Genomic DNA, 16,684 nt, shown 5'->3' with positions numbered 1-16,684 from the left:
TCTCCGGATTCCGATGACGTTTTTTGCCTATTTAGGCTTTTTTCTTCATTACTATTGCGGACGGGAAACGGGTCGCAAAGGTATGGGGGTGCGGACATTTTCTTGGACCATTTACCAATCAATGTCCTCGACAGCGGGATGACCGGATGATCACCTATCAGGAGCTGGCGCCCTGCCTTCACCTGACACCGCGAAGCACCCACTGTATTCTGCAGAAGCTGGAACAGTCCGGTTACGCGGAAGCTGTGCAGGAGACAGAGAAAGGGTATCAAGGTTCCTCCGGCGCAATCCGTAAATCTCTTTTGTACAAGAAAGCACCGCGGAAATTAAGATATTTTGTCTTATTGCAGTCTACAAAATTACAATTTTTTGTGCTGTTTTTCTGCTATTTTCTGATCAGAAAGTTGAACGATGCTGCAATATATCCTATAAATGCAGCAAATCAGAAAATATTTTTTGGAGGTGCAGAAAATGAGCGACACAAGAATTGATTTCCTTTATCTGGACGAGCAGGACATGATCAAGGCCGGTGTGCTGGATATGGCAGCCTGCGTTAAGGAGATGACCGAGGTCTATCACCTGATGGGTGAAGGCGACTACATCATGGGCGGCGGCAATGGCAACAGCCACGGCCAGCCGATTTTCTTCCCAGCACACCCGACTCACCCCGGCATGCCGGCAGCGGGACCGGACAGAAGATTTATGACAATGGAAGCCTATATCGGCGGGAAGTATCACATCTGCGGTGAGAAGTGGTATGGTTCCAACCGCGCGAACATCGAGAAAAGCCTTCCGCGCTCTATTCTCATGGTCATGCTGAACGATGTGGATACCGGCGCGCCGATTGCGCTGATGAGCGGCAATATGCTCAGCAACATGAGAACCGGTGCCATTCCCGGCGTGGGTGCACAGTATCTTGTCCGAAAGGGGTCAAAAGTCTGCGGTCTCATCGGAGCAGGAGTCATTACCCGCCTTTCCTTTGATGCGCTGGCGCTGACCGTGCCGACGCTGGACACAGTGAAGATCTACGATATTTTCCCGGCGGCTTCTGAGCGACTGAAGAAGCACATTGAGGAAAATTATCCGCAGATTAAGAATGTCATCGTAGCGAATTCTCTAGAGGAAACGATCCGTGACAGTGATATCGTCCATATGGCGACATCTGGGAAAAATGATCCCGTTGTCGACCCGGCATGGATCAAAAAAGGAGCTTTCTTCAGCCTTCCTGCCGATTTCCGCATGGACATGGACGCCATCGCGAAGAACTGCACCTGCATCGTGGATAATTGGAAAACCTACGAAGCCTGGAAAGAGGAGCTCACCTATCCCTATTCCGCCAATGTGGGACTGCTTGGCTGCACCCTGCTGGATATGCTCCATGACGGCAAGGTGACCATGGATTACATTACCAATCTGGGCGATGTGATAGCAAAAAAGAAGCCGGGCAGAACCTCAGACGACCAGATCATTCTCTTCGGCATGGGTGGTCTTCCCACCTATGACGTGGCATGGGCATGGCACTGCCTGCAGAACGCAAAGGCACTGAAGCTTGGAAAGGCACTGAAGCTGTGGGATAAACCAGCGGGTGTATGAAGTACATCGTCTTTATCTTCTTTACCCTTGGGGCTCTGGATAAGTGCACCGGCGGTCGCTGGAAGATTGGTGAGCAATTTGAAAACGCGCTCCAGACATGGGCACCGCTTTTTCTCTGCATGACCGGCTTCATGGTCCTGGCACCGCAGATGGCGTTATGGCTGACTCCGCTTTTATCTCCGCTCATGCAGGCTATAGGAGCAGACCCCTCGGCCGTAATCGGGCTCATTCTGGCAAATGATTCCGGGGGAGGTTCTCTGGCCCTTGCGCTGGCAGACAGTCAGGAGGCTGGTCTCTTTCACGGCATGATCGTCGGTGCCGGGATGGGGACGACGGTCATGCTGACCATGCCGCTTGTCGTCACAGCTATTGCCCCGGAAAAACAGCGGGAAGTTTTTATCGGTATATCTATCGGAATTATCACCTGTCCGATAGGATGTCTTGTGGGAGGATTGACCGGAGGATATACACTGGGATTTCTTATTCCGAATCTGATTCCCCTGTCAGCATTTGCGGTTCTTATCTGCATTTTGATGGCCTTCTGGCACGAAGCGCTGATGCGAGCGATGGTGGTATTCGGACGCCTTCTTCGGGCCATCTCCTATACGGGGTTGATTGCGGGTGCGATGGAATGGCTGACGGGGTTCAGACTATTTCCCAGGATGGATACATTGGAAAATTCTTTTACCACCATCGGCGGAATATGCATTTTCCTGGCGGGAATCTTCCCCTTACTATATGTGGTGAAAAGGTGTCTGCAGAAGTGGATTCGGGCGGCAGCAGAAAAGATGAACGTGAATGAGGCGGCAGTACTGGGAATCCTCACCGGACTGGCAAATGGTCTGCCGGCGACACTGACTCTCAATGACATGGATGCCAGAGGAAGAATGATCGCGGCATCATTTCTTGTCTCGGGATCCTGTGTCTTTGGAGATCATCTGGCCTATACGATGCAGGTGATGCCGGAATTTTGCCCTGCGGTCACGGCAGCAAAGCTCGCCGGATGCAGTATTGCCGTGCTGTTATCTTTTGCCCTGGCCCCGAAACTTGTCGTCAGTAAAAAAGATTCCAGAGATACCCGGTCACCGCACAGAGAGGTACGATATGAGCATATATGATTTATTGCTGGATTTCGGATGCGCATCGATTCTTATTCTGATCGGCCAGTTTCTTCGGTCGAAAATTAGATTCTTTCAGAATTTCTTTGTTCCGGCAAGTCTGATCGCTGGGTTTCTTGGCCTGTTTTTAGGGCCCAAGTTTCTCAACATCATGCCTTTTTCCGGCAACATCGGCAGTTATGCCGGAGCTTTTATCATCGTCATCTTCACCGCAGTCGGTGTAAATGGATTTGATATTGAAAAATCCGGCGGCGGCAAGGAGACGGTAAAGCGTCTGATCGGATATGAGATGTTCCGTCAGGTGGGATTTGCCCTCCAGATTGCGGTTCCCATTCTGATAACGATTCTGGTTCTCTGCAGAATCTGGCCGAACCTGAACCCTGGGTTTGGCATTCTGCTCGCCTCCGGTTTCGACGGCGGCCATGGGACTGCAGCTGCAGTCGGCAAGACATTTGCCGGCTACGGTTGGGAGCAGGCGACTGACCTGGCGATCACCTTTGCCACAGTCGGGATTCTCGTCGGCATCTTCGGCGGGCTGATTCTCATCAAGCTTGCTACCAAAAAGGGGTGGACAAATTATGCAAAGGATTTCAGCCAGCTGAATTCCGATCTCCGTACAGGCCTTGTCGCGAAGGAAAGAAGGACGCCCCTGGGCATGGAGACAATTTCCTCCGTGTCTCTGGATACGCTGTGCTTCCACATGTCTCTGCTCATGGTCATTGCCGGCGGCGCATATCTCCTGAACCAGCGGGTACTCTCCCACTTTGTGAAGAATATCCCGGACTTTACACTGGCTTATCTCATCGGTCTCCTGTTTTTTATCCTGTTTCACAAGACACCGCTGTACAGCTATGTGGATACGCGGGTTAACACCAGAATCTCCGGAATGTTTACCGACTACCTAGTCTGCTTTGCCGTGGCATCGATCAACCCCACCGTCCTTGTCGAATACGCCGGTCCAATGATTGTCATGTGCCTGATCGGGCTTGTGCTAGTCACCCTGGTGGTGCTCCCCTTCGGCTATCTCATGAACAGAGAAAATTGGTTTGAACACGCCGTCTTCTGCTTTGGGTACCTGACTGGCGTATTTGCCATCGGCTTCGTCCTTCTCCGTATTGTGGATCCGGAAAACAAGTCGCTGACGGTAGATGATACTGCCATGACGCCATTCATGGGTTTTGTGGAAATGTTCATCTGGTCCGCCGGCCCAGCGATGCTGGTGAACGGGCAGGGCATGCAGCTTGCCCTAGGGACAGCAATTTTCGGAGCGGTTTCTATTGGCGTATCCTTCTTAATTCACGCATGGTATCCTGCCAAAAAGTATCCGCTGAGTGGCAGAAAACCCAAAATGAGCGGACAGGACGACTCGGAAAGAGAAACTGTCCCCGACCTGTCCGTTCAGAGTTCAATAGCAAAGTAACTACGATTCCTTGCATCAACGCAGTTCCTGCCAAACCAGGAACTGCGCTTTTTTATCTGAATCTTATCTAGAAATGTGCAATGCGCGTAGATAATCGCGAATATCTGTACTATAATTGTGTAAAAGATACAAAAGACCGGCCTCAATTTCCTCATGTTTCGTACTTTACAGCTTATGTATATAAAAGCCAAAATCCACGATGGTCCTGTCTAACTGAGACGGCATGAAGAGGAGCGCATATGTGTGCTGCTTATGATTATGTTTCCAGAACCGATCAGCCTTTTTTTGTCATGGGTGCTTATACCTTTGACCAGTGTCTGATAAAGCACCATGGCATATCCCACTTTTACCAATTCGACTTTCAAAAGCCAGGTATCCCGTCCACGGGAGGAAATAAGCTGATTCCTGTCCCCGCAGGTACCATTGACCTGATCTTTGCCTTTGACCGCAACGGATGCAGGGGGTTCCTGTGCGGTCCTATCGAGCAAAAACAGGAGATCGATATTGGGCCCTATGAAAGCATCTTCGGTCTTCGAATGATGCGGGGTGCGATACCGGGATTTCTGACCTGCTCTGCGGCAGATTCTGTTGGACAGGAGTATCCTCTGGAGGAGATTTCTGTGCGCGGTACCAGTCTTGAACCACAGATGATGGAAGCGAAAAGTTTTCAGCAGCGGGTGCGGGTCCTCCAAAACTTTTATGACCGGCGGCGGGATTCCATGCAGCACTGCTCGGATCTCGTCTCGCAGATCCGGATGTTGGAAAGTGAGAGCGGCGGAACGCTGTCCATGGCAGACCTGACAGAGTCTACAGGCTTTTCCCGCAGCTATCTGGACCGCATGGTTAAGCAGGAACTTGGATACAATATCCGGACCTTACGGAAAATCATCCGCCTTCAGGCAGCCATTCAGGATATGGCCAGCCGCACGGACGGGACCATGACAAGGAAAGCAGTGGAACACGGCTATTACGACCAGTCGCACTTTATTCACGATTTCGAGTCCATGATGAATATGCGTCCCGGAGAATTCAGCCGGCTGGTAAAAGGCAAAAGTTACCAGGGAAAAGTCAAAAGCTGGCAGGAAGGTGATTCAGAAGTGAGCCAGACCTCCGGCAACTCCCGCATGGTCAGATAGCAATCGACTCATTTTGCCAAAAAAGTTTTACTGCCTATAGATGTCCAGACAGGAAAAGCCGGGCTCGGGGAAATACCTTTCTCCCTGAACCCGGCTTTTCCTGTCTGTTACCGAACAAGGATGCGGAATGCCGCCGCAGAATCCCGTCCTCGTCACAGAATATTCGCCAATGTTGTGATTATCAGCGCATTAAAGAAATCGACGAACATCATTGTGATCGGCAGCACGAGAAATGCCATTGGCGCCGGTCCATACTGCCTCACCACAGCCTGCATATTCGCCATGGCGTTCGGTGTGGCACCCATGCCAAATCCACAGAATCCAGAGGAAAGTGTTGCAGCCTCATAATCTCTCCCCATGACGTTGAATACAACATAGCTGGCATAAATCCACATGATTACGGTCTGGACCAGAAGAATGACAATCATCGGAAGTGCAAGATCCACCAGCTGCCATACCTTCAGAGAAATCATCGCGAGACCCAGGAATAGTGAGAGGCAGATATCGCCGAGTGCGCCGATTTCCTTCATCGGAACCTCAATCTTCGCCGAGTCGCTCACATTCCGGATAATCGTCGCGGCAATCATACCGCCGATATACGCCGGGATCGTGATGAACTTTCCAATAAAAAATGCAATGGTAACGCCGATGGCAACACCAATCACGATAAAAAGCGTGCCATTCAGAAGTTTTCCGCCATTCAGCGCGTCAGATTCAATTTCCTCATGCTGCGTGATTTTCTCTATTTCCTTTACTTCTTCCTTCACTTTAGCATCCTGGTGAACCGCCTCTGTCACCGCACTAGCTGCCGGTTTCAGATGATGTTTGCGGATTCTGCCGGAAGCTACCGGCCCGCCGATCATGCAGCCGGAAATCAGTCCGAAAGTTGCCGCTGCCACCGCGACAATCGTCGCGCCTTCAACTCCGTACGTCTGCTCCAGGAATGGTCCAAAGGATCCCGCTGTTCCATGTCCGCCAACCAACGGAATTGAACCCATGCAGAGGCCAAGCCGCGGATCCAGATGAAAAGCAGCTGCACCACCGGCACCAACCACATCCTGTATCAGTTCCATAATGACCGCCAGAATCAGATATTTGATGACTTTGAAACCACCCTTTTTTAGTGTGCCGAAAGCCGTCTGATATCCGATACTGCAGAAGAAAGCCAGCATGAAAACCGACTGCAGCGTCGTGTCCATGTCAAACTCGAAAAGTCCGGCCACTTTTACGATGCAGTGGAAAATGGCAAAGATCAGCCCTCCGACAATAGGCGCCGGAATACAGTACTTCTGAAAGAAACTAATCCGATCTACAAGAATTTTCCCCAAAATAAGCATAGCGCATGCGATTCCCAGCGTTTGGTACATGTCCAGCGATATAACCATACGATCTCCCTTCCTCACTTACGGCCTCTGTTCGGCCTTGCTTTATACCCCGGTGGATGATTGCTTCTTATCCGGTCTACATCTGTGCCCACCGGATATTTTCCCCGGTCCATTTCATGACGCATGCTTTTCATGAATTGACCGTTTCATCAAATCTACGAATAATTTACAATATCAGGAATTAAATGAGAAATGGATGGTTCTGATTATTATCATTGCCTTCTTCGATTGATATTTCTAAATGAATCGACTATTCTCTTATATAGATACTCTTTGTGCGAAAATGAGGTGTTTTCATGGAATACCGAAATCTGGTCACCTTTCTCCGCGTCGCCGAGCTGGGGAACTTCACCAAGGCGGCGGAGCAGCTTGGGTACGCGCAGTCGACGGTGACCTTTCACATTCAATCTCTGGAAAATGAGCTTGGCCTCGTCCTGTTTGACCGGATAGGAAAAAAAATCTCCCTGACTGACGCCGGTCAGGCCCTGGTCAGCTATGCCAACGAAATCATGAAGATTCAGTCGGAAATCGATCAGCTGAAAGCCAGTTCCCATGAGCTGAACGGACGCCTCCGCATCGGTGTGACCGAGTCTATGCTGACCTCTTTCATGGTCGACGTGATCTCAAAATACAACGAACAATATCCCCATGTTTCTCTGGACATCACTGCTGACACCTCACCGACTATCCTCAATCTGATCCGAAGCAGTGACCTGGACATCGGGCTGGTCATGGGGCGACGTATTGTGGACCCGGACTTCAAGCGGGTTCTCATCCGGGAAGCCAGGGTCTCTTTCATCGCGCCTTCCAGCGATCCACTCGCCGGAAAAGATATGGTAAGTTTTACAGAATTGGCTGAAGGGCGGCTTATTCTCCCGGAAAAAAGCAGTATCTACCGGCGTGCCGTCGAAGAAGTTGCCGCAGACTATGGCTGTGTCCTCAAACCTGCCATTCAAGTCAATAACACAGCTGCCATCATCCGCATGGTGCAGGCAGGAAAGGGCATCTCCTTCCTGCCAGAGTACGCAGTCCACTGGGAAATTGAAAATGGCACCCTGCAATTTCTGAATATAAAGGTGCCTGCACAGCCGAGGTTTTTCATCCAAGTGGTTTATCACAGCCAGAAATGGATCACGCCGCAGATGCAGAAATTCATCGACATGCTGACGCCGGTTCTGAAGAAGCTGCCAACGAAATAGCTTATTCTCTCCGCCTTTCCTGGCGGATTATTTTTTATTATCAATCGAATTTATTGATCTATATGATGTATTCTATCCATTTTACAAATCTTCCAGGATGTTCTAAGTTGTTCTTGTAAACAAGATACATCAAATTTCCCAGTAAACAAAGGACTTTATTTTAAATGGAGGAGGAAAACGGAATGAGCAACATGGAGTATCTGAAAGATAAGCCTATTGCTGTTTTAGGCGGCGGTGCCGTTGGCAAAACCATCGCAGCGGACAGCAAACTTGGCGGGGCAACCGTAAGACTGTTCGACACGGTGCCCTTTGCAGAGAAATCTCTGGCCGGACTCGACAAGACAGGCATTCTTCTCGACGGCGTTCAGCACAACCGTGACTGCTTCGAGCGCTCCGGCAGAGCACACCTCGATCTGGTGACATCCGACATAGCGAAAGCTGTAGAGGGTGCCGGCATCATCTGCGTAGCCTGTGGCTCCTGGGGCCACGAACCCATTTTCCGTCAGTTGATTCCGCATCTTGAAGATGGACAGGTAATCATGATCTTCGCCGACAACTTCGGCTGCCTGCTTCTCCGCAAGCTGATGCGTGAGATGGGATGCACAAAGAAAGTTATTATCGGCGGATGGTCTTCCGCTCCCTATGGGACCAGAATTGAAAACATCAACGGATATCAGTTCCCCCATGTCGGTGTAAAATATCGTGCGATCACTCTGCGCGGTGCTGCTTTGCCGATGAAAGACACGGACGACTTTATTGAAGCTTCCAAGTATCTGCCGGCAATGGACGCAGTTACCCAGGGAGACGGACCGGCCAAGGGCAAGACCATTCTGGATATAGACTTCGCGAATGTCAATCCGGTTATCCACGTGCCCGCTACGATTCTCGGCGTTTCAACCATGGAAAACTGGGGCGTGATCTTCTGCGGACATGACAAGACCACTTACTCCATGTATTCTCACGGTCTCTGCCCATCCATCTGCGAAGTGCAGTATCAGTTCTACAATGAGGAGATTGCCCTGGCGAAGGCCATCGGCGTCGGCATCCCGCAGTACAAGAAGCAGATGTTCTTCTCCAGAAGATCTGTCCTTACCCAGGAATATATGGGCCTGGATAAAGATGGAAATGACAACGTTGTCTTCCCGCTGGATCAGCCGTCCAACGAGGGAAACACCGGCCCGAACTCCATTAATCACCGCTATCTGACCGAGGACGTGCCGATCGGCTGCAAGATCTACCACGATCTCGGCGTTCAGTACGGTGTTCCGACCCCGATCATCGATTCCATGATCACGATCGCCGGTGCGTTTCACCAGAAGAACTTCTTTGAGACCAGCAGATATAACCTCACCTATCTCGGCATCGACAACATGCCGAAAGAGGAGCTCCTCGCGTATCTGAACAACGGCGTTTACAACCGATGACGGAATTCTCAAGTAAAATGGTCCGCCGTCTGCTTCAAACGGCAGGCGGCGGACTTTTCATTTAATGAGGGATGATCATGATTTCCTATAAAACCGATTATCGTCTTGAAAATTATGTGCTGAACACAACATGGGAGGACCTTCCCGCAGACGTAAAGGATCGCGCTGTTGACTGCGGAATCGACCTGATGACTGCCCTGATTCTTGGCAGCAAGGGCGAGCAGTTCCGCTGCGGCCTCCGTTTGACCTCTTACCTGAAAGCCGGGGAGCTGGAGATTCCCGGCAGCAAGGGCCGCTTCAATCTCATGGGCGCCGCTTTTGCCCTCGGCCATTCCTCCAACTCCTTCGATATCGATGACGGACACAACATGATCAAGGGGCATCCGGGTACATCCTTTGTCGGCGGTGTGATGGCCGCCGGCCTGGAAAAAGACATTTCCTACAAAGATTACCTAACTGCGCTGGTCGTCTGCTACGATGTCGCCGTCCGCATCGGCCTCTCCACACAGGAGTACTATCATTTTCTGCACAGTACGGGGACATACGGCGCCGTGAGCACCGCGGCCGGCATGGGCAGAATCCTCGGATTCACAAAGGAACAGCTGAACACCGCCATCTCCATGGCGGAATTCCACGCTCCGCTGACTCCGGTCATGCATTCTGTGAACATTCCTTCGATGAACAAGGACGGAGTGCCGTTCGGCGCGATGATTGGCACACTGGCGGCACTGGATACGCTGGCCGGAGAGAGCGCAAAGCTCTATATTCTGGAAATGGACAAATATCACCACTTAACAGACGATCTCGAAAAGAACTACGAGATCCGGAACCTGTACTTTAAGCCGTATACCTGCTGCCGCTGGGCTCATCAGCCGATCCAGGCTTCCATCGAACTCATTCGTGATAAGAAGCTCGACTACCGCCGTATCCGCCATGTCGTTGTCCACACATTTGATTCTGCGGCACAGCTGAGTAAAATTGTCCCGTGGGAAACCGATGAGGCGCAGTACAACATCGCCTTCCCCGTTGCCTCCGCCATCGTCTGCGGCGACGTCGGCTTCCAGCAGATCAACAACCGCGCCCTGAACAATCCAGACGTGCTGAAAATGATGAAAAAGCTGGAATTTGTCGTCGATCCGGAGATGGAGGCAGTCTTCCCGGAAAAGCGCCTCGCCTGGATGGAGTTCACCATGGACGATGGGACCACATACAAGACCAAAGTATATGCTGCCAACGGCGAAGCTTCCGATCATGTGGATCACAATTGGATCAGGGACAAATTTCACCGGATCCTGTCCCCGGTCGTAACCCCGGAAGGCCAGGACCAAATTTACAGCGCACTGACCGCCGACCCGGACAGAAAACTCCGCGATATCATCGCGGAAATCAACCGCACTCTGGTGTCCTGCAATGCGGATCCGGAAGTGCCGGGGTTGGCTTAACACTGGTGAGGCCTTATCGGCTCAACTGTCATAGGCTTACCCGCACTGCATGTCCTCAACTACAGAAAACGGGCAACAGAATCTCGATAGATAATCCATCGAATTCTGCTGCCCTCTTTATGATAGTGTCACGAAATGTTCGCAAAAGCTACGCAAGGTTTATGCCAGAATGGATAAGCGGCTTCCTCTGGTAACAGCCGTGAAATAGATTCCTCTTTGATATATGCTCTGGATGTTGGCCAGTCCTACGAGTATTCCATCAGATACGCTGTCAGCAGCTGAACATAGGAGGATTCATTCGGGAAGATTCCAACAACACCAGTGCGCCGCCGGATCTCGCGATTCAGCCGTTCTATCATGTTACTGGATGAGATTTTTCTCTGATTCAGTTCCTGATAGCTGTAGAATATAAGCGAATCCTCAAGTCCTTCTTCCAAGCATCTGACTGCCTGAGGAAATCTGGATTCATATTTTTCTATCAGAGCATTGGCGCGTTCTCTCGCGACTTTATCGTCAGGAGCAAACCAGATGGATTTCAGTTCGGAAGCAAATGATTTTTTATGCTTCTCAGGAACATGTGCCAGGATATTCCGCATAAAGTGTACCTTGTAGCGCCGCAAGGATGATCCGGGAAAACAATGCTTTACAGCGGATACAAGCCCTTTATTTGTGTCGCTGATCATGTGTCCATTATTGTGGGTGCCTAAAATCTTCCGTGTCCACTGTTATGGGTACAGTATACCGATACTACCCGCAGCATGGGTGAATGCGTAAAACGGCTAATTTAGCCGCATTTCTATTAACGTAAAATTTGAGGTTTTAGTGTTCTAACATCGTGTCATATATTGTGCGGGATTTATTTAGTGTCTGCTCAACATTGGGTCCAATTTTAGCAAACTGCAAAGGTATCTGGACGGCTGCCAACCGTACAGTGCAGCCCGGAATTCTGGCGAATTGCTCACGTTGCATCGTCCATTTCGATGAACTGCGCTGTTTCCGGCCCGTATCCGCAGTCCGCAAAATAAAGCACAAAAAGATTCCCTGTAGGAATTGCGAAGAGGTTGGTGACATAGACTGATAATGCGATAGATGCCAGTGTTGTTTCAGCCAGTCTGGTCATAATGAGACCAGCGCCGTTACAACGCTTCTCCCTGCTGAAGAAGCGCTCTACCTCGATCCGGTCAGTGTTGTCTTTATACTCCTCCCGGTTAGCCTTATGATCGGCTGCGGGACGCCCCAGTCTCGGGCCGGAGATGCGGATGCCGTGCTCTTTACAGTAAGCACGGTTCGCCCTTGTCCTGTAGATCTGGTCAACAAGAACCCGTACCGGATAATGCCCGGTGCGTTCCTTATAACGTTCTACCGCATCCTGCAGGACAGAGCTCTCATTGTAAGGATCAAACTGGAGCTTCTCCAGGCGGGCGTGGCCCTTTTCGTCAATGCTGACATCATACTTGGCGCCAAACTCCACGGGAGACTTGGCTTTGCCGCGCACGATGGGACGGATATACGGCTGGCTGATGCTCACAATCCGGTCATCCACTCTGTGAGTGTTGTTATCAAACATGTACTTCTGCTGTTCGTACAGCTTCTGGACGGTCAGATAGCAGTCAATATACTTCTGTGGCAGGGCATAGCCTTCTGTCATGTATGCCTCCAGATACCGCAGATCGCGATTCAGGCAGCCAAGCTGCTTACGGATCAGGCTCCGGAGCTTCTTCGTCGGGCGTTTTTTGGCTTTCGCCATGGCAAGATATTCTTTTCTTGCGCGCCTCCGGTATGTTCTGGGCTTCGTCCATGGATGATACTGGTGATGGAAATAGTCAATCATCTCTTCGAGCTTCTCCCTGGCATCATTGAGAAGCACAAAGTCCTGAGGATACTTGATGTTGGACGGAGAACAGGTGGCATCCAGAATGAAAGTCCCCACGTTCTCCCCGTCGGCGGATTTTTCCGGTTTATCGCCGGCATGTTCCGGCGTGGCAGCGCCTGCAGCAAGGTATTCTTCATTCGCCATCATCAGAAAACGGGAATCCAGCCTGCGGCGAAAATACACGAGAACTGTCGGCTTGAACGGGCAGGTGTCCGAAAACCGGTCCATACCAATGAAGTACTGGTAATACGGGTTTTGGGCGACTTCCTTAACCAGCCTGCGGTCAGAAAGCCCCTCACGTTTCTGAATGATCAGAGCACCGAGAGCAACACGCAGAGGAAAGGCCTGCCGTCCTTCGTGTGAGGGAAAGAGAGAAGCGTACACTTTTTCCAGGCTTGTCCAGTCGATGGCATTTGCAAGCCGGACCCATTCATTGTTTTCATCCAGCGGTGTTCCACAGCTCTGGTTGAAATCAAAAATCGAAATCTGGTGCTCGGACGGTTTTTTGTACATGGCGGACTGCCTCGGATATATCAATAAGTGCAAAGAAATTAGGAGAAATTGCAAAAATCTTTGCACTTATTATACCGCAATCCGCCGTTATTGTCAGTAAATATTGCATTCTACGCTATTGAGCAGACACTATTTACCTTATTATATATATTGTCCGGTAATGCTCTCATTAAACTGTTTGATTTCGTCAGGAGTGCCACTCGCAACGATCCTGCCTCCCTCCTTTCCGCCTCCCGGTCCCATGTCGATAATGTAATCGGCATTTTTTATCACATCGAGATCATGTTCAATAACCACTACGGTAGCGCCATGATCAATCAAAGTCTGAAAAACATGCAGCAGTGTCCTCACATCCTGCGGATGCAGTCCGATTGTCGGTTCATCAAAGACAAATACCGAGTCACTCTGTCCTTTCCCCATCTCACTGGCAAGTTTCAGGCGCTGTGCCTCGCCTCCGGAAAGTCCAGGTGTTTCCTCTCCAAGTGTCAGGTAGCCAAGTCCCAGTTCATGCAGAACCTGCAGATGCTGTTGCAACATCTTCAGACCTCCAAGCGCATGCAGAACCTGATCCACACTCATATTCATCAGCTCCGGCAGGCTGTATTCCTGTCCATCCTTTGCCTTGCGGCGGATTTCAAAAGCTTCCTTTCCGTACCGGGAGCCCTTGCAGTCCGGGCAGGGGATCTTCACATCAGGCAGGAACTGAACGTCCAGTGAGATCTCCCCTGTTCCATCACAGGTCGGACAGCGGAGTTTTCCCGTATTATAAGAGAAATCTCCGGCCTTGAAAGAGCGTTCCTTTGCGTCTTTTGTTTTTGCGTAAACTTTTCTGAGTTCGTCGTGGACATTTGCGTAAGTAGCAACAGTCGAACGAACATTGATACCGATCGGCGTCGCATCGATCAGTTTGACCTGTGTGATACCTTTCGCTTCAATGCCTTTCACATGTGCCGGCAGCTTCTGCCCGCCGATCTTTGCCTTCAGCGCCGGGATCAGGCTTTCGAGCACCATCGTCGTCTTTCCCGAACCGGAAACGCCCGTCACCACGGTAAGCCGTCCCATCGGTATCCGGACATCCAGAGGATGCACCGTATGAATCTCCCCTGTTTCCAGATGTATGACACCTTTCTCAAACATCGAATCCGTCTGCAAAACCGGACGGATTCTTGCTTCATACTGATCGGATAGGAACGGCCCGATAACAGACCTCGGATTCTTCGAAATGTCTTCGATTGTTCCCTCGGAAATTACCGTCCCGCCGTCCGCTCCGGCTCCTTTTCCCATCTCAATCATCCAGTCGGCATGCTTCAAAACCTGTGTGTCATGGTCGACAATGATAACGGAGTTCCCGTCCGCCCGAAGATCGTCCATTACGCCGGTCAGCCCTTTGAGATTATAGGGGTGCAGACCGATCGACGGCTCATCAAGAACATAGAGAACGCCGGTCGTACGGTTGCGGACCGCTCTTGCGAGCTGAACGCGCTGCCTTTCCCCCGTAGAAAGTGTCGAGGCTGCCCGGTCAAGCGACAGATATCCAAGTCCCAAATCCATCAGCCGCTTAGAAACGTCCATAAAGGATTCGCAAATGTTTTCCGCCATCGGACGCATTTCTTCCGGAAGAGAAGCCGGAACCCCCTGCACCCAGGGAATCAGTTCCGTAAGTGTCATTGCTGCCGCCTCATCCAGACCAATGCCCCGAAGCCGCGGCGCGCGGGCGGCTTCCGAGAGCCTTGTTCCATGGCAGTCCGGGCAGACGTCTTCTTCCAGATATTTTTCGAGCCGCTTCATTCCCTTCTCGTCCTTGACCTTGGCAAGGGAATTCTTCACAGAATTAACCGCGCTGTAATAATTAAAATCCATTTCCGCAGGTTCCAGCGTGTTCGGATTGACATAGTGGATGTGATGTTTTTTCAGCTCGCCGTGATAAACAATTTCCTTTTCCTCCGTCGAGAGATCACGAAACGGCACGTCTGTCCGCACCCCCATCGTCCGCACAATGTCCTTCATCAGAGACCACATGAGTGTCCCCCAGACGACGACTGCACCTTCGTCTATCGTCTTGGAATCATCCGGCACAAGTGCTGCCTCATTCACTGTCTGGACAACTCCCGTTCCGCCGCAGGTCGGGCAGGCACCGGTGCTGTTGAAAGCAAGCTCCTCCGCCCCGGGACCATAGAATTTCGCGCCACAGACAGGACACGTGATTTCCTGCATGGCAGCGACAGAAAGAGACGGCGGGCAGTAATGCCCATTGGGGCAGCGGTGACTCGCAAGCCTGGAAAACATCAGACGCAGACTATTGAGCAGCTCCGAAAGTGTGCCGAACGTGCTGCGGATGCCGGGAACTCCCGGCCGCTGGCGCAGAGCAAGCGCCGCCGGTACATAACGGACATCATCCACATCCGCCCGTTCCGCCTGCGTCATTCTCCGGCGCGTATAGGTAGAGAGGGATTCCAAATACCTGCGGGATCCCTCTGCATACAGCGCACCAAGTGCAAGCGACGATTTTCCCGAACCGGAGACACCTGCAATCGCTACAATCTCGTTAAGCGGGACATCTACATTGATATTTTTAAGGTTATGAACCTTTGCGCCGCGTACCTCGATATACTTTGGCAGCATCTTCCTCTGTCTGATCTCACCGGACATAACAATTACCTCTTATCCTTACATTTTCTGGTTGATATTTCCCTTTGGTGCAATCCGGAACTGATACGAATGCTTTATTTCATCAGAGTTTTTCCAACAGAAAAAGCCTTACCGGCAGTTTCTCCCATCATAATGTAATCTTTGCTTGTATCTTCAAACCACACAATATTCATTTTACGAACCTGAGGAATTCCATCATTTCCGATATAGTGATCATCAATGGTAGTTTCCCTGATTCTGCCCACGATTCTGGTATTACCGAATTCCTCTTTGATCGAAATTACCTCGCAATGGAAGGTCATCGGATATTCTTCAAATTCCGGAGCATTTACTTGACACTCCACACGACTAAAGTCGTGGGATTCTTGCTTCAACCACTACTGCGTTCCTAACAAGTTACCTTGTTGGCTCGTCTTACACAGTGTCCACAAGCGTAAATTCCCGTATGCCCTACGGTATTTTATATATGTCAGGCTATTGACAGCCCTTTATTTAAGATGTTTATGCTTGCGTTGGTGTCTCTATCGTGTTTTGCGTGACAATTAGGACATTCCCATTCTCTGATAGAGAGATTCTTTACAAACGGGTTCTTATACCCACAACAACTGCATGTCTGACTGCTTGGATACATAGTAGGTACTTTGATTATGTCATTTCCGTACCATGTAGCCTTGTATTCAAGCATTGCAAAGAACTTAGACCATGAACAGCTTGCTATGTGTTGTGCAAGTTTATGATTGCGAATCATTCCTTTTACATTCAGGTCTTCGATACAGATCGTTTGGTTTTCGCTAACAAGTATCGTTGACTGTTTTTGAAGGAAATCGTTACGCTGATTCGTTATCTTTTCATGGACTTTAGCTACCTTAACACGCTGTCTATTGCGATTATTAGAGCCTTTTTGTTTACGAGAAAGCCTGCGTTGTTCTCTG

14 protein-coding genes are annotated in these 16,684 nt (G+C 50.4%); 8 read left to right on the top strand and 6 right to left on the bottom strand.

Features of this window, described 5'->3' with window-relative positions; translation table 11 throughout:
- Positions 1–146 precede the first annotated feature (146 nt).
- The 5 genes from ISF27_RS05235 to ISF27_RS05215 all read left to right on the top strand — a co-directional run bounded on the left by ISF27_RS05235 (position 147) and on the right by ISF27_RS05215 (position 5,267).
- Entirely contained in the window at positions 147–491 is a 345-nt protein-coding gene (locus ISF27_RS05235; protein ID WP_194609893.1) for a hypothetical protein, read from the top strand.
- On the top strand, positions 472–1,593 hold the full coding sequence (locus ISF27_RS05230) for a tyramine oxidase subunit B (RefSeq protein WP_194609892.1): 1,122 nt from the start codon (positions 472–474) through the stop codon (positions 1,591–1,593). Before ISF27_RS05235 ends, ISF27_RS05230 begins: the two co-directional genes overlap by 20 nt.
- Complete coding sequence (gene eutH, locus ISF27_RS05225) at positions 1,590–2,711, top strand: ethanolamine utilization protein EutH (RefSeq protein WP_194609891.1); 1,122 nt, start codon at positions 1,590–1,592, stop codon at positions 2,709–2,711. The genes ISF27_RS05230 and eutH overlap by 4 nt, the downstream gene beginning before the upstream one ends.
- Positions 2,698–4,131 (top strand): sodium/glutamate symporter, encoded by a 1,434-nt coding sequence (locus ISF27_RS05220; protein WP_194609890.1) that lies wholly within the window; start codon positions 2,698–2,700, stop codon positions 4,129–4,131. The genes eutH and ISF27_RS05220 overlap by 14 nt, the downstream gene beginning before the upstream one ends.
- Positions 4,132–4,370: 239 nt before the next feature.
- Complete coding sequence (locus tag ISF27_RS05215) at positions 4,371–5,267, top strand: helix-turn-helix domain-containing protein (protein ID WP_194609888.1); 897 nt, start codon at positions 4,371–4,373, stop codon at positions 5,265–5,267.
- A 152-nt stretch (positions 5,268–5,419) separates the two neighbouring features.
- Here ISF27_RS05215 and gltS read toward each other — a convergent pair whose 3' ends face one another.
- Complete coding sequence (gene gltS, locus ISF27_RS05210; protein ID WP_194609885.1) at positions 5,420–6,652, bottom strand: sodium/glutamate symporter; 1,233 nt, start codon at positions 6,650–6,652, stop codon at positions 5,420–5,422.
- Positions 6,653–6,948: 296 nt separating this feature from the next.
- Here gltS and ISF27_RS05205 point away from each other — a divergent pair, with 296 nt between their 5' ends.
- From ISF27_RS05205 to ISF27_RS05195, 3 genes are all read left to right on the top strand, one after another.
- Entirely contained in the window at positions 6,949–7,851 is a 903-nt protein-coding gene (locus ISF27_RS05205) for a LysR family transcriptional regulator (protein ID WP_194609882.1), read from the top strand.
- A gap of 182 nt (positions 7,852–8,033) precedes the next feature.
- Positions 8,034–9,275, top strand: coding sequence for an NAD/NADP octopine/nopaline dehydrogenase family protein (locus tag ISF27_RS05200; protein WP_194609880.1), 1,242 nt, complete (start codon positions 8,034–8,036; stop codon positions 9,273–9,275).
- 77 nt (positions 9,276–9,352) lie between these two features.
- Positions 9,353–10,717 (top strand): MmgE/PrpD family protein, encoded by a 1,365-nt coding sequence (locus ISF27_RS05195; RefSeq protein WP_194609877.1) that lies wholly within the window; start codon positions 9,353–9,355, stop codon positions 10,715–10,717.
- Positions 10,718–10,962: 245 nt separating this feature from the next.
- Here ISF27_RS05195 and ISF27_RS05190 read toward each other — a convergent pair whose 3' ends face one another.
- From ISF27_RS05190 to ISF27_RS05170, 5 genes are all read right to left on the bottom strand, one after another.
- Positions 10,963–11,400 (bottom strand): transposase, encoded by a 438-nt coding sequence (locus tag ISF27_RS05190; RefSeq protein ID WP_194609875.1) that lies wholly within the window; start codon positions 11,398–11,400, stop codon positions 10,963–10,965.
- A 275-nt stretch (positions 11,401–11,675) separates the two neighbouring features.
- A complete protein-coding gene (locus ISF27_RS05185; RefSeq protein WP_194608004.1) occupies positions 11,676–13,103 on the bottom strand; it encodes an IS5 family transposase in 1,428 nt (475 codons plus the stop codon).
- A gap of 141 nt (positions 13,104–13,244) precedes the next feature.
- A complete protein-coding gene (locus ISF27_RS05180) occupies positions 13,245–15,752 on the bottom strand; it encodes an excinuclease ABC subunit UvrA (RefSeq protein WP_194609873.1) in 2,508 nt (835 codons plus the stop codon).
- Between the two features lie 74 nt (positions 15,753–15,826).
- Positions 15,827–15,997 (bottom strand): hypothetical protein, encoded by a 171-nt coding sequence (locus tag ISF27_RS05175; RefSeq protein WP_194609870.1) that lies wholly within the window; start codon positions 15,995–15,997, stop codon positions 15,827–15,829.
- Positions 15,998–16,221: 224 nt separating this feature from the next.
- Positions 16,222–16,684: RNA-guided endonuclease TnpB family protein (locus ISF27_RS05170; RefSeq protein ID WP_194609867.1), on the bottom strand; the 463-nt coding region annotated here is incomplete at its 5' end.

Source organism: Clostridium vitabionis, from assembly GCF_015351765.1.
Lineage (GTDB): Bacteria > Bacillota > Clostridia > Lachnospirales > Lachnospiraceae > Clostridium_R > Clostridium_R vitabionis.
The sequence above is the reverse complement of the archived record's forward strand: the minus strand, read 5'-3'. Positions and strand labels throughout refer to the sequence as shown.